The organism is Phenylobacterium sp. (assembly GCF_035539035.1).
GTDB lineage: Bacteria > Pseudomonadota > Alphaproteobacteria > Caulobacterales > Caulobacteraceae > Phenylobacterium.
Window position 1 is genome coordinate 22,582 of sequence record NZ_DATLJI010000016.1, and the last position, 13,779, is coordinate 36,360.

Annotated in this window: 12 protein-coding genes; 6 read left to right on the plus strand and 6 right to left on the minus strand. The window is 71.5% G+C overall.

Going from position 1 to position 13,779, the window contains the following annotated elements; genetic code table 11:
• Positions 1-68 precede the first annotated feature (68 nt).
• The 3 genes from VM685_RS14140 (at position 69) to VM685_RS14150 (ending at position 1,895) form a co-directional block, all read left to right on the plus strand.
• The gene (locus VM685_RS14140; protein WP_325460809.1) at positions 69-836 is read left to right on the plus strand and encodes a glucose 1-dehydrogenase; all 768 of its coding nucleotides are present in this window, start codon (positions 69-71) and stop codon (positions 834-836) included.
• A gap of 10 nt (positions 837-846) precedes the next feature.
• A complete protein-coding gene (locus VM685_RS14145; RefSeq protein WP_325460810.1) occupies positions 847-1,299 on the plus strand; it encodes a YaiI/YqxD family protein in 453 nt (150 codons plus the stop codon).
• 68 nt (positions 1,300-1,367) lie between these two features.
• Positions 1,368-1,895 carry a cytochrome c family protein gene (locus VM685_RS14150; RefSeq protein WP_325460811.1) on the plus strand — a complete coding sequence of 176 codons (528 nt, stop codon included), beginning with the start codon at positions 1,368-1,370 and terminating at the stop codon, positions 1,893-1,895.
• Between the two features lie 242 nt (positions 1,896-2,137).
• Here the strand turns inward: VM685_RS14150 and VM685_RS14155 are convergent, their stop codons facing one another.
• From VM685_RS14155 to glpK, 4 genes are all read right to left on the minus strand, one after another.
• Positions 2,138-5,374 (minus strand): efflux RND transporter permease subunit, encoded by a 3,237-nt coding sequence (locus VM685_RS14155; protein ID WP_325462030.1) that lies wholly within the window; start codon positions 5,372-5,374, stop codon positions 2,138-2,140.
• Complete coding sequence (locus tag VM685_RS14160; protein WP_325460812.1) at positions 5,374-6,600, minus strand: efflux RND transporter periplasmic adaptor subunit; 1,227 nt, start codon at positions 6,598-6,600, stop codon at positions 5,374-5,376. Before VM685_RS14160 ends, VM685_RS14155 begins: the two co-directional genes overlap by 1 nt.
• Before the next feature lie 190 nt (positions 6,601-6,790).
• Positions 6,791-7,561, minus strand: a complete 771-nt coding sequence (locus tag VM685_RS14165; protein ID WP_325460813.1) for a class II aldolase/adducin family protein — start codon at positions 7,559-7,561, stop codon at positions 6,791-6,793.
• A gap of 64 nt (positions 7,562-7,625) precedes the next feature.
• On the minus strand, positions 7,626-9,119 hold the full coding sequence (gene glpK / locus VM685_RS14170; protein WP_325460814.1) for a glycerol kinase GlpK: 1,494 nt from the start codon (positions 9,117-9,119) through the stop codon (positions 7,626-7,628).
• A 114-nt stretch (positions 9,120-9,233) separates the two neighbouring features.
• On the opposite strand from glpK, the gene VM685_RS14175 reads away from it, so the two are divergent.
• The 3 genes from VM685_RS14175 to VM685_RS14185 all read left to right on the plus strand — a co-directional run bounded on the left by VM685_RS14175 (position 9,234) and on the right by VM685_RS14185 (position 11,749).
• Positions 9,234-10,358 (plus strand): DUF2336 domain-containing protein, encoded by a 1,125-nt coding sequence (locus VM685_RS14175; protein ID WP_325460815.1) that lies wholly within the window; start codon positions 9,234-9,236, stop codon positions 10,356-10,358.
• Between the two features lie 42 nt (positions 10,359-10,400).
• On the plus strand, positions 10,401-11,183 hold the full coding sequence (locus tag VM685_RS14180; RefSeq protein WP_325460816.1) for an NAD kinase: 783 nt from the start codon (positions 10,401-10,403) through the stop codon (positions 11,181-11,183).
• A 104-nt stretch (positions 11,184-11,287) separates the two neighbouring features.
• Positions 11,288-11,749, plus strand: a complete 462-nt coding sequence (locus VM685_RS14185) for an Hpt domain-containing protein (RefSeq protein WP_414693398.1) — start codon at positions 11,288-11,290, stop codon at positions 11,747-11,749.
• Between the two features lie 7 nt (positions 11,750-11,756).
• On the opposite strand, the gene VM685_RS14190 is transcribed toward VM685_RS14185, so the two are convergent.
• Positions 11,757-12,539 (minus strand): NUDIX hydrolase, encoded by a 783-nt coding sequence (locus tag VM685_RS14190; RefSeq protein ID WP_325460818.1) that lies wholly within the window; start codon positions 12,537-12,539, stop codon positions 11,757-11,759.
• A 64-nt stretch (positions 12,540-12,603) separates the two neighbouring features.
• Complete coding sequence (locus tag VM685_RS14195) at positions 12,604-13,749, minus strand: DUF2336 domain-containing protein (RefSeq protein ID WP_325460819.1); 1,146 nt, start codon at positions 13,747-13,749, stop codon at positions 12,604-12,606.
• Positions 13,750-13,779: the final 30 nt, after the last annotated feature.

Below are 13,779 nucleotides of genomic sequence, written 5' to 3' on the forward strand. Positions count from 1 at the left end.
GATCCTGGACAAGGCGCGGTCAAACTCGAGCGCGCAGGGTCGGGGGGCGTCGGCAGGGAGGACGCCAGATGAACCGTTTGCAGGGCAAGGTCGCCGTGGTCACCGGCGGCGCGGTGGGGATCGGCCGGGCGACGGTCATCCGCATGGCCGAGGAAGGCGCGGCGGTCGCCGCCTTCGACCTCGACGAAGGGCGCGGGCAGGCGCTCGTGGACGAACTCGCGGCGCGGGGGCTGAAGGTCCGCTTCTGGCGCTGCGACGTCAGCCGGGAGGCCGAGGTGAAGGCCGCCATCGACGCGGCCGCGGCCCACTTCGGACGGCTGGACATCCTGGTGAACAACGCCGGGGTGGCCGGCGCCAACAAGCCGACCCACGAGCTCACCGAGGCCGAGTGGGACTTCGTCCAGGCGATCAACGTCAAGGGCGTGTTCTTCTGCACCAAGCACGCCATCCCGCACCTGAAGCGGGCGGGCGCAGGCTCGATCATCAACCTGTCGTCGATCTACGGCCTGATCAGCGCCGCGGACGTGCCGCCCTACCACGCCTCCAAGGGCGCCGTGCGGCTGATGAGCAAGACCGACGCCCTGATCTATGCGCCCGACCGCATCCGCGTGAACTCGGTGCATCCGGGCTTCATCTTGACGCCGATGGTCGAGGGGTTCCTGGAGGGCCAGGCCGACGAGGCGGCGGCCCGCGAGGCCACCGCCGCGCTCCATCCGCTGGGCCACATGGGCGAGCCGGACGACATCGCCTGGGCCTGCGTCTACCTGGGCTCGGACGAGTCGAAGTTCGTCACCGGCACGGAGCTGGTGGTGGACGGGGGCTACACCGCCCGCTAACCCGCGGCCCATGCGCATCTTCATCGACGCCGACGCCTGTCCGGTGAAGGACGAGGTCTACAAGGTGGCCGACCGCTACGGCCTGACCACCACCGTCGTCTCCAACAGCTTCATCCAGATCCCGGCCTCGCCGCGGATCGAGCGGATGATCGTCGACGCCGGGCCGGACGTGGCCGACGACTGGATCGCCGAGCGCACGGAGCCGGGCGACATCGTGGTCACCAACGACATTCCCCTCGCCGACCGGGTGCTGAAGGCCGGCGGCGCCGCGATCGCGCCGAACGGGCGGGTGTTCACGGCCGATTCCATCGGCCAGGCGCTGGCCCAGCGCTCGATCGGCGAGCACCTGCGCAGCCTGGGCGAGATGACCGGCGGGCCGAAGCCGTTCGACCGCCAGGCGCGCTCACGTTTCCTGCAGGCGCTGGACGAGGCGGTGAACCGGGAACGGCGCAAGCGGCGTTGAGCGGGGGCGGCTTGCATCGGCCTTGCCGTGCGCTAGCTTGCCGCGCCTTTCGTCCCGAGGAGATGTCCATGCGCAAAGTGGGTTCGATGTTCGCCGTTGCGGCCCTGGCGGCCGCGCTCGCCGCCTGTGGCCAGTCGCAGACCGGCCAGGACGCCGAGAACAGCCAGGCGACCGCCGCCACCCAGGCCGGGACGTCCGCCGCCACGGCGCCCGCCGAACGCAGCGAGGCGGAGGCGAAGGCCCTGCTCGCCGCCTACCCCGCCCCCTACAACGAAGCCGACCTCGACGAGGGCGAGGCGAAGTTCGCGCTCTGCCGCTCCTGCCACACCATCGCCCCGGGTGGGGCCAACATGACCGGGCCGAACCTGCACGGGGTGTTCGGCCGCAAGGCCGCGTCGGTGGAGGGCTACAACTATTCCGACGCCCTGAAGCAGGCGAACTTCGTCTGGGACGCCGAGCACCTGGACCAGTGGCTGGCCGACCCGAGGAACTACCTGCCGGGCAACAAGATGACCTTCGCGGGCCTCAAGGAGGCGGAGGACCGCCGCGACCTGATCGCCTACCTGATGGTCGAGACGGGCTACAAGCCGCAGTAGGCCGGCCGCTCCTCCGTCAGGCGATCCCGAGCCAAAGACAACCTTGACGCGAGTCTGGGACAGGCGCATCCTCGCGCCTGTCGAGCCTGCTGTCCGGTCGACATCTCTCCGCGCCGTCGGGACCCCAAGCGCCGGCGCGGAGCGCGCAAGGCGACGTCCCCCGCGGAGCCTGAAGGCGCGTCCCGCATCCTGGCCTTCCCTCGCGAGGGGGAAGGCCTTTTTCTTGGGGAACGCCGAGCGGCCTATTCGGCGGCGTTGGCGACCCGGGCCTTCTCGGCCTCCTCGAAGGCCTCGATGCGGCGGGCGGTGGCCTGCGGCGACTTCGTGTAGCGGGCCAGCATGTTGTAGAACACCGGCACCACGAAGAGCGTGACCATGGTGGCGAAGATGGCCCCGAAGAAGATGGTCACGCCGATGGTCTTGCGCGCCTCGCCGCCCGCGCCGCCCCACAGGATCAGCGGGATGGCGCCGGCCGCCGCCGAGATCGAGGTCATGATGATCGGCCGCAGGCGCAGGGACGCGCTCTCGATCACCGCCTCGCGGATCGACAGGCCCTCGTCGCGCAGCTGGTTGGCGAACTCGACGATCAGGATGCCGTTCTTGGCGGCGATGCCGACCAGGATGATCAAGCCGATCTGGCTGTAGGTGTTGATCGAGGAGTCGGCGACCAGCAGGCCGAACAGCCCGCCCAGCGCCGCCACGGGCACCGTCAGCATGATCACGCTGGGGTGGATCCAGCTCTCGAACTGGGCCGCGAGCACCAGGAAGACCAGCAGCAGGGCCATGCCGAAGGCGAGGCCCACCGCGCCGGAGGATTCCAGGTAGTCGCGCGCGCCGCCGCCCCACTTCACGCCGAGCCCGCCGGGCTGCTTGGCCGCCTCCTGCTCCAGGAACTGGATCGCCTCGCCCATGGAGTAGCCGGGGTTCAGCTGGGCCGTCAGCGTGATCGAGCGCAAGCGGTCCACCCGCGAGCGGTCGGGGGTGTCGCCGCGCACCCGGGTGGTGACCAGGGAGGACAGGGGCACGGTCTCGCCCGAGGTCGTGCGGACGTAGAGCCGCTTGAGGTCGTCCTCGGTCTGGCGGTTGGTGCGGTCGGTCTGCAGGAGGACGTCGTACTCCTGGCCGTTCTTGATGTAGGTGGTCACCCGCCGCGAGCCGAACATGGTCTCCAGCGCCCGGCCCACGGCCTGGGCGGAGACGCCGAGGGCGGCGGCCTTGTCGCGGTCGATGTCGACGACCACGCGCGGGCTGGTCGGCTCGTAGTCGAGCCTGGGCCTGGCGAGGCCGGGGTTCTGCTCGGCGGCCAGCAGGATCGGGCGCATGGCGCGGGCGATCTCGGGGTAGTCGTTGCCCGTGACGATCATCTGGACGCTGGAGCCGCCTCCACCGCCGCCCGGGCCGCCGCGCTGCAGGCCGCCTTCCGGGGAGACGATGGCGCGCACCGAGGTGATGCCGGAGAGCTCGCGGTTGAGCCGGGCGGCGAACTCCTGGGTGGTCATCTCGGTCTTGTCGGACAGCATGGTGTTGCCGCCGGCGCTGTTGAAGCTGCTGGCGCCGCCGAAGCGCGGCATGGACATGACGTAGCGGTCGAGCGTGCCGTCGTTCACGTAGCGCATCAGGATCTGCTCGACGCGGGTGGCGGCGGCCTTGGTGTAGTCGTAACCGGCGCCTTCCGGGCCGATGAGCATCACCTGGGCGCGCCGGCGGTCCTCCTCCGGCGTCAGCTCCTTGGGCAGGACGCTGAACACGGCGACGGCGGCCAGGCCCAGCACCAGCACCAGGGCGGAGGCGCTGACCGACGCCGCCCGGCGGCCGAGCAGGCCGTCCAGCGAGGTGTTGTAGGAGGACTTCAGCGCGTTCATGGCGCCGTCGACCTTGCGGGCGATGAAGCCCTCGCCCTTGGCCGGGCGCAGGAGCTTGGAGGCCAGCATCGGCGAGAGCGACAGGGCCAGCAGGGCCGAGAAGGCCACCGCCCCGGCGACGGCTACCGCCAGCTCGACGAACAGCCGGCCGGTGAAGCCGGGCATGAACATCAGCGGCGCGAACACCGAGATCAGCACGATGGTGGTGGCGACGACGGCGAAGAACACCTGCCGCGCGCCGCGCTGGGCCGCGACGATGGGCGGCTCGCCCTCGTCGATGCGGCGCTGGATGTTCTCCACCACCACGATGGCGTCGTCGACGACGAGGCCGATGGCCAGCACCAGGGCCAGCAGGGTCAGCAGGTTGATCGAGAAGCCGAGCGGGGCCAGGACGATGAAGGTGGACAGCAGGCAGATCGGCGCCACCAGGGTCGGGATGATCGCCGCGCGCCAGGTGCCCAGGAAGAGGAAGTTCACCAGCGCCACGCAGGCCAGCGAGATGGCCATGGTGATCCAGACCTCCTCGATCGCGTGCCGCGTGAACTCGGTGTAGTCCACCGCGACCTGCAGGTCGGTGCCCTTGGGCAGGCCGGACTTGATCTCGGCGATGGTCTCGTGGACCCCCTCGGAGATCTCCAGGTCGTTGGCCAGGCTCTGGCGGAAGATTGCGATGCCGACCTGGTCGCGGCCGTTGGAGCGGAAGCTGCGGCGGTGCTCGTCCGGCCCCTCCTCCACCCGCGCGATGTCGCCCAGGCGGGTGATGTAGGCCTGGCTGGCCGAGGCGCTGGTGACGTCGCGGGTGACGCCCTGCGGCGCGCCGGCCACCGAGGCGCTGCCGCCGGCCGCGGCGGAGGCCTGCGTCTGGCTGACGGCGCGGGCCGGGACGATGGGAAGCCGGGCGAACTGTTCGGGCGTGGCGTAGCCGCGGGCCACGCGGATGGTGAAGTCCTTGGCCGGGGCCTCCAGCGAACCGGCCGGCAGCTCGAGGTTCTGGGAGTTCAGCGCGCTCTCGACGTCCTCGACCGTCACGCCGCGGGCGGCCATGGCGTCGGGATCGAGCCAGATGCGCATGGAGTAGAACTGCGCGCCGCCGACGCCGACGTTGGCGACGCCGGGCACGGTGGAGAAGCGCTCCACCAGATAGCGCTGGGCGTAGTCGGAGAGCTGCAGCCGGTTGAGCGTCGTGGACGTGAAGCTCAGGAACATGATCGGCGAGGCGTCGGCGTTCGCCTTCTGGATCTGCGGCGGGTCGGCCTGCTCCGGCAGGGCGGCCGAGACCCGGCTGACTGCGTCGCGCACGTCGTTGGCCGCGGCGTCGAGGTCGCGGTCGAGCTTGAAGGAGATGTTGATCCGCGAGGAGCCGTCGCGGGAGGCCGAATTGATCCGGTCGATGCCCTCGATGCCGGCGATCTGCCGCTCGATCAGCTCGGTGATCCGCTCCTCGATCACCTCGGCCGAGGCGCCCCGGTAGTTGGTGAACACCGAGACCACCGGCGGGTCGACGCTGGGCAGCTCGCGCACGGTGAGCGCGCTGAAAGAGGCCAGGCCCACGACGCAGAGGATGATCGCCGCCACCGCCGCGAAGACGGGACGCCGGACCGAGATGTCGGAGAGCATCATGCGGGCGACCGCAGGCCCTGGGCCTGCGCTCCGTTCGCGCCCGTGGGCCGGGCGCCGGGCTGTCCGGGCGGGCCGGCCGCGCGCGCGACGCGGACGGGCTGCCCGGGCTGGATCTTGTTGAGGCCGTCCGCGACGATCCGCTCGCCCGGCCGCACGCCCTCGCGGATCTCCACGAAGCCCTGCTGGCGGACGCCGGTCAGGATCGGCCGCTGCTCGGCGACGGTGCGCTCGCCCGCCTGGCGGACGACGTAGACGAAGGCGGCGTCGCCCTGCACGGAGATCGCCGATTCCGGCGCGCTCAGGTTCTGGCGGTCGCCCCGGGAAATGCCGACGCGGACCATCATCCCGGGCTTCAGCCGCCGGCCCGGGTTCGGGAACTCGGCGCGGGCGGTGATGGCGCGGGTGCGCTCGTCGACGCGGGTGTCGAGGCGGGCGATGCGGCCGGTGATGGTCTCGCCGGGATAGGCGTCCACGGTGGCCAGGATGGCCTGGCCCTCGGAGAGCTGGGCGAGGTAGCGCTCGGGCACCTGGAAGTCGACGCGCATGGCCGAGACGTCGTCCAGGGTCACGATCGGCGCGCCCGGGTTCACCAGCGCCCCGGGGGCGATATCGGACAGGCCGACGACGCCGGCGAACGGCGCGCGGATCACTCGGTCGGCTTCGCGGGCCCGGGCGGCGGCGAGGTCCGCCTGGGCGGTGCGGTAGGCCGCCTCGTACTCGTCGATGGCCGCCTTGGAGGCGAAGCCCTGCTGGCCGAGCTGGCGGTAGCGCTCATAGGCGCGCTGCGCCTGCACCAGCCGCGCCTGCGCCTGGGAGACGCCGGCGTCCTGCTCGGTGGAGCGGAGCTCCACGAGGACCGCGCCCTTCGGCACCGACTGCCCGTCGGAGAACCGCACGCGCTCCACCAGCTGGGTGGCCGCGGCGGTGAGCGTCACCGACTGGCGGCCCTTGGCCACGCCCAGCACCTCGATGGTGTCGGCGAAGCTGCGCGGCTGGACGACGGCGATGGAGACCTCGGTCGGACCGCCGAAGCCGCCACGCCCCCCGCCGGGGCCTCCGGGACCGCCGGGACCGCCCTTGGCCATGGCGGCGGGCGGGCCGCCCGGGCCGCCGCCGGGGCCGCCCGCGCCGGCCTTCAGGCCGAACATCTTCAGCCCGCCGACCACGACCATGACCGCAAGCACCGCGATCGCCGCGACGAGGAAAAAGTGGCGTCTGAACAAACCGATGCGCTCCGTCGCCCACTCGTTCCGGGGCGTGAGTGTGAACTTTTTGCGGCTCTTAGGCGGTCCGAATACACCGCGTCCAGTGACAGAAGGATGGCTCCGCGTTTCGCGCCTGAAACAGGGCCCGAAAACGCGAACGGGCGCCCGTATCTACGGCGCCCGTTGCTAACCGGATGCTTGGAAAAGACTAGGCGTCGTAGCCGGGAAGCTCGCGGTCCAGCTTGCGCAGACAGCCCGGCCAGGCGAGGCCGCCGCCGATTCCGCGGGACACCTGGCTCCTCACCTCGGCCTGGGAGGCCTCCGGCGCGAGCAGCACCTTCTCGCGGCCGCCGGCCATGGCCCTCACCTGCATCGTGCAGGCCCGCTCCAGGTAGTACATGCCGATCCAGCAGTTGGCGGCGGTGTCGCCCACCGACAGGGTGCCGTGGTTGCGCAGCAGCATCAGGGTCTTGTCGCCGATGTCGGCCACGAGCCGCTCGCGTTCGTCGAGGTTGAGCGCGATGCCCTCATAGTCGTGGTAGGCCAGGCTCGGCATCACGATCAGCGCGTGCTGCGACAGCGGCAGCAGGCCCTCGGACTGGGCGGCCACGGCCACGCCGTCGTCGGAGTGCAGGTGCATCACATAGTGGGCGTCCTCGCGGGCCGCGTGGATCGCCGAGTGGATGGTGAAGCCCGCCGGATTGATGAAATAGGGGGTGTCCTGGAGGATGTTCCCGTCCAGGTCGATCTTCACCAGCGACGAGGCGGTGATCTCCTCGAACAGCAGGCCGTAGGGGTTGATCAGGAAGTGGTGCTCGGGCCCCGGGATGCGGGCCGAGATGTGGGTGTAGATCAGGTCGTCCCACCCGTGCAGCGCCACCAGCCGGTAGAGGGCGGCCAGGTCCACCCGGGCCTGCCACTCCTCCGCGCTCACCTTGCCCCGCAGCGAAGTCACGCCGGCAACCGATCCGTCGGCCATGGCCAGTCTCCCAATTCCTTAAGTCGTTGCGCCCAGAGTCTTCCGGCTGGTGAACGGCGTCAAGTTAGCTCCTGACGCGGGTCACCGCGTCGAGCCAGCGGGCGTAGGCCGCCTCGCGGCGATGAACGTCTATGGCCGGCGAGAAGCCCTCGGTCTGCGGCCGGGCCGACGCCGCCTCCTCCAGGGAGCCGTAGATCCCGGCGCCGAGACCTGCGAACAGGGCCGCGCCGAGCGCCGTGGTCTCCTGGTAGGTGGCGCGGCAGACGCTGACGCCGGTCAGGTCGGCCAGCCGCTGGCTGAAATAGAGGCTGCGCGACATGCCCCCGTCGATCCGCAGCTCGACCTTGCCGTGGAAGGCCTCGGGCGCGTCGGCGCGCATGGCCTCGATGAGGTCGCGGGTCTGCAGGGCGCTGGCGTCGAGCGTCGCATGGGCGATCTCGGGCAGGCCGGAATCGCGGGTCAGGCCGAAGATCGCGCCGCGGGCCCCCGCGTCCCACCAGGGCGCGCCCAGGCCGGTGAAGGCCGGCACCAGCACCACCCCGTGGTCCTCGCGCGCGGTCGCCGCGAGCGGCTCGGCCGCCTGCGGACCGCCCGGCACGCGCAGGCCCTCGTTCAGCCACTGGACGGCCGCCCCGGCGATGAAGATCGCGCCCTCCAGGGCATAGGTCGTCCTGCCGCCGACACGCGCGGCGACGGTGGTCAGCAGCCGGGCCCGCGAGACCGGCGCGGCCTCGCCGGTGTTGATCAGCATGAAGCAGCCGGTGCCGTAGGTGGCCTTCATCTCGCCGGGGCGGATGCACCCCTGCCCCATCAGCGCCGCCTGCTGGTCGCCGGCCACGCCGCGGATGGGGATGGCGCGGCCGAAGAGCCCGGCCTCGGTCTCGCCGAAGTCGCCGGCGCAGTCGCGGACCTCCGGCAGGAGGGCCAGCGGCACCTCCAGCATCTCGCCCATGGCCCGCGACCAATCGCCCCTGCGGATGTCGTAGAGCAGGGTCCGCGAGGCGTTGGTGGCGTCGGTGGCGTGGACCCGGCCGCCGGTGAGCTTCCAGATCACCCAGGCGTCGATCGTGCCCGCCAGGAGTTCGCCGGCCTCGGCGCGGGCGCGGGCGCCGTCCACCCTGTCGAGCAGCCAGTGGATCTTGGTCCCGGAGAAATAGGGGTCGAGCAGCAGGCCGGTGACCTCGGTGACCTCCGGTTCGCGGCCGGCCTCGCGCAGCCGCTCGCAGAGGTCGGCGGTGCGGCGGTCCTGCCAGACGATCGCCTTGTGGATCGGCCTGCCCGTGGCCTTCTCCCAGACCACCACCGTCTCGCGCTGGTTGGTGATGCCGATGGCGGCCACCTCGTCCATCGAGCGGGCGGCCTTCTTCACCGCCTCGGCCAGCACGTCGACGCAGGCCCGGAAGATCTCCTCGGCGTCGTGCTCCACCCAGCCGTCGGCCGGATAGTGCTGCTGCAGCGGGCGGCCCGCCTCGGCGAGCGCCTGGCCCTTGCGGTCGAACAGGATGGCCCGGGTGCTGGTGGTGCCCTGGTCGAGCGCCAGGATCAGCGGTTCGGCCATCGCGCGCGTCCTCCGAGGATCATGGTCAGTGGCCCTTTAAACATAATTTCACACCGACTGAGCAGATTCAGCGTCGAGGTCCAGAATGGGCCTTGGGGCATTGGGGGATTGGGCTTGGGTACCGCCCAGAGCAGCCAAAGGCTGCTGGAGCTCGCCAGGAGTCGCGCGCCAGGCGACCGCGAACGCCTTCTGCTGGGCGTGGTGGAGCTGTGCGCCGCCGGCGGCGCGCCGGACGCCGTGGCCGCGCCGGCCGTCCAGGGCCTCCTGTCATCCATCTTCATGAGCCTCGTCGTCGAGGCCGAGCGCGACATCCGCCGCCGGCTGGCCGAGCGGCTGGCCACCGCCGACTGGGCGCCGCCCGCCCTGGTCAATGTCCTGGCCCTCGACGAGATCGAGATCGCCCGTCCGGTCATCGCCCAGAGCCCGGTCCTGAAGGACCACGACCTCGTCCGCCTGCTGGTCGAGGCCACCATCGAGCACCAGATCGAGGTCGCCCGTCGTCCGCAGCTCAGCGGCGTGGTCGTGGCCGCCATCCTGCGCCAGGCGGAGCCCGCCGTGCTGACGGCGCTCGCCAACAACGCCACCGCCGACCTCAACGACGAGGACATGCGCCAGCTCGTGGCCGCCGCCCGCAAGGTCGCCGCCCTGCGCACGCCGCTGTCGCGCCACCCGCGGCTGACCGCCGACCTGGCCATGCAGCTCTACGTCTGGGTGGGCCAGTCGCTGCGCCACTCGCTCTCCGAGCGCTTCCGCCTGGACGGCGCGGCCCTCGACCAGGCGATCGCCGATTCCCTGCGCGAGGCGCACGCCGGCGCGCCCCTGGACGCCGAGGGGCTGGTGATCGTCGCCCGCGAGGGCGAGCGCGAGGAGATGGAGCGCAGGCTGATCGACAAGCTGCACACGGCCGGCCAGCTCAGGCCCGGCTATCTGGTCCGGGCGCTGCGGGAGGGCCGGCTGTCGCTGTTCGCGACGGCGCTCTCCGTGCTCGGCCGCTTCGAGGGGCGCCACATCCGTCAGGCGCTGGATTCCGACCGTCCGGAGCTGCTGGCGCTGGCCTGCGCCTCGGTGGGCATCGACCGCAGCGTCTTCCCGACCATCCTGACCATGGTCCGCCAGCTCAACGGCGGGCGCCCCGGCGGCGGGGCGGAAGGCGCCCAGCGCGCCGCCAGCGCCTTCGCCCCCTCCCCGCCCCAGGCCGCCGCCGTCGCCTTCCGCCAGGCCGCCCGCGTCGCCTCCTGAGGCGTTTGACAAGCGGCCGCCCTTGGCCGCTTTTGCCCGGCGATGTTCAACGCGCATCCCATGGTGACCCGCCTCGCCTTCGTGGCCAGCGACCGGCCCGAGGCCATCGAGGCCCGGGCGCGGCTGGCGAGACGCTACGGCGATACGCCCGAGATGGAGGCCCAGGTCGTCGTCGCGCTCGGCGGCGACGGCTTCATGCTGGAGACGCTCCACCGGCACATGGAGAGCGGCAAGCCGATCTACGGCATGAACCGCGGCTCCGTCGGCTTCCTGATGAACGAGTACAGCGAGGACGACCTGCTGGAGCGGATCAACGCCGCCGAGCGGGCCCTCATCCACCCGCTGCGGATGACCGCCGTAGGCGTGGACGGCGTCATGCACAAGGCGCTGGCGATCAACGAGGTCTCCCTGCTGCGGCAGACGCGCCAGACCGCCAAGCTGCGGATCTCGGTGGACGGCAAGGTCCGCTTGGCCGAGCTCTCCTGCGATGGGGCGCTGGTCGCCACGCCGGCCGGGTCCACCGCCTACAACCTCTCCGCCCACGGGCCGATCATCCCGCTCGACGCCCGGGTGCTGGCGCTCACCCCGATCAGCGCCTTCCGGCCGCGCCGCTGGCGCGGGGCCCTGCTCTCCCACACCGCCCGGGTGACCTTCGAGGTGCTGGAGGCCGACAAGCGGCCGGTGAGCGCGGTGGCCGACAACTTCGAGGTCCGCGACGTCACCGAGGTGCACGTGGCCGAGGACCGGGACGTGGGCATGACCATGCTCTTCGACGCCGGCCGCAGCCTCGAGGAGCGCGTGCTGGCGGAGCAATTTTCCGCTTAGACAACAGAGGGTTGCATAGGCATCCCTTTGTTAACGGGTTCAGCGTACCGTGATCTCCGAGTGACAGGAGGCTTCTCGTCGTGAGCCAACAGAACAGCGGTCAGATGATCCAGGTCCCGAACACCCTTCGGGCCAAGGTCGGCGGGGGCCGGCTCGGCGCCATCGATCCTGCGGCGATCGCCAAGGCCGAGGCCGCCCTGAAGAGCCTGTCGGGCAACTTCGCCCAGTGGCTGGCCGACGAGATCACCAAGCTCGACAACGCCCGCCAGGAGGTCCGCGCCACGGGGGCCACCAGCGCGACGATGGAATCCCTCTACCTGCGAGCCCACGACCTCAAGGGCCTGGGCGCCACCTACGGCTTCCCGATCATCACCCGCATCGCCGCCTCGCTGTGCCGGCTGATCGACGACAAGGAGAAGCGCGTGGGCGCGCCCATGCCGCTGGTCGACGCGCACATCGACGCGATCAAGGCCGCCGTCCGCGACGACATCAAGGAAGACGACCACCCGGTGGGCGCGATCCTGGTGAAGGAGCTGGAGGCCCAGGTCGCCGCCACCGGCGCCTGAGCGCCCGTCACATCACCTTCTCGAGCGGCTCCTCGACCACGCCGTAGCCGGCGTCGGGCGGCAGGACGAGCACGCGGCCGGCCTCGCGGCTCTGCACCACGGGCTCGACCGTGACCAGGGTCCGGGCCTGCGCGCGGGCCACGGCGTCGTCGGCGCTGCCAGCCTCCGCCAGGAGCTGCAGGTTCATGCGCGTGGGGAAGATCACCTTGCGCTCGCCCGTTTCCGCCAGCCGCAGGGCCTCGGCCGGCGCGATCCATTCGGCGTCCACAGTCTCGCGGCCGTCACAGGCGGCGAGCTGGTCGTCCGGGGCCTTCACCGCATAGAACCAGGTGTCGAACCGCTTCGGCACGATGGCCGGGGTGATCCAGCGGGCGAAGACGGTGAGCGCGCCGAGGTCCAGCCGCGCGTCGATGCCGGTGACCACGTCGAGGAAGGGCGTGCGCCCCTGGTCCACCGCCTCGCGGACGTCCATCGGGCACGCCTCGCCGCCGATCGGCTCGCCGTTCCGCCGGTGGGCCAGCAGGATGCCGGCCTCCTCGAACACTTCGCGGATCGCGGCGATCCGCAGGGCGCGCTGGTCGGCGTCGAAGTCGTTCCAGCCAACCACGTGATCGGCCCAGGCCGGGTCGTGGTCGCCGCCGTGGGTCTTGCCGCCCGGAAAGACGAGCGCGCCGGAGGCGAAGTCGATCTGGTGGTGCCGCTTGACCATCAGCACCTCGAAAGACGGGTCGTCGCGCAGCAGGAGGATGGTGGCGGCGGGCTTGATATCGGCGGCGGCGGCTTGCGACATGCCGCCAGCTTGGGCGCTGGCCCATCGGGCCGCAAGACGTCCCCTACGTCACCCGGCGCGGCGCCTAGGCGCTTTCCTGCATGGCCTCGGCGCGGGTGGTGCGCGACAGGCGGTCCATCTTGTCGATCAGGTAGTCCACGTCCTCGCGGGCGGCCGCCTGCGGCTGGGTCAGGAAGCGCTGCATCATCCGCTCCTGGAAGCGTTCGCGGTCGCGGGCGCCGCCGTCGAACTCCATGGAATGGAAGGTGTCCACCGCCGCCCGGAAGGCCGGGAACAGGCGCGCCGGCAGCCCGGCCCGCTCGTAGATGGCGCGCAGGCCCAGCGGCCCGGCGTCGTGGATCATCAGCCAGGTGCGGTGGTGCGGCACGCCCGCCAGCTCCGCCACGCCCCACTCGAAGAAGGTCATGTGCCCCTGGGCGAGCCCGCGCAGCAGGAGCGAGGGCGTCAGGTTCTGGCTGCGGTTCAGGTGGGCGACGAAGGACTTCACGTCCGCCGCGCGGCCGGCCTGGTCGACCAGGTCGATGGTCGCCCGCTCGGTCGAGCCCATGGCGATCTCGAGCGCGGTCTGCGGCGACAGCGCGTGGTGGCTGACCAGGTGGTCGCGGATCTGCTCGCCCACCAGGGTGATCAGCCGTTCGGTGACCGACAGCGGCAGCACCTGGCGATAAGCCACGGCGGCCAGCACCTTCTCGGACTTCTCGAAGCGGTCGATCACCCGTTGCAGGGAGCGCTCGGCGAAGTCGGCGTTGTCGTTGGCGCAGGCGGTGGCGACGGCCCGCTCGCCGCCGTGCTCGGAGATGGCGTCGGTGACCTTGCGCGACAGCTTCGGGCGCTTGGCGATGGCCAGCTGGCGCACCGGCCCGCCCAGGCGGACGATGTCGGAAAGGTCCTCGTCGGTGAAGGCCGGCGAGAAGCTGAGCATCGGCAGGGCGACGGTCTCCACGTCGCGGGCCAGCTTCAGGGCCACGTCGCGGGGGACGAGGGGGGATTCCTTGAGGGTGACGGCGAGCGCCCGGCGGACCAGCTCGGCGGCGTCGCCGGCCATGATCCGCAGGATCTCGGCGGCCAGCGCGCGGTCGTCTTCGGTGAGCGGCAGACGGTCGATGTTGCGGCACAGCTTGTGCGCCGCAGCCGCCCGCTCGTCGGGCGTCGCGCCTTTGACCAGCGTACGGATGTCCTCGTCCGTCAACGCTGCGCGCGTCGTCGCCATGGCCCCTTCTGGTCCCCGTCGTAGGACCGT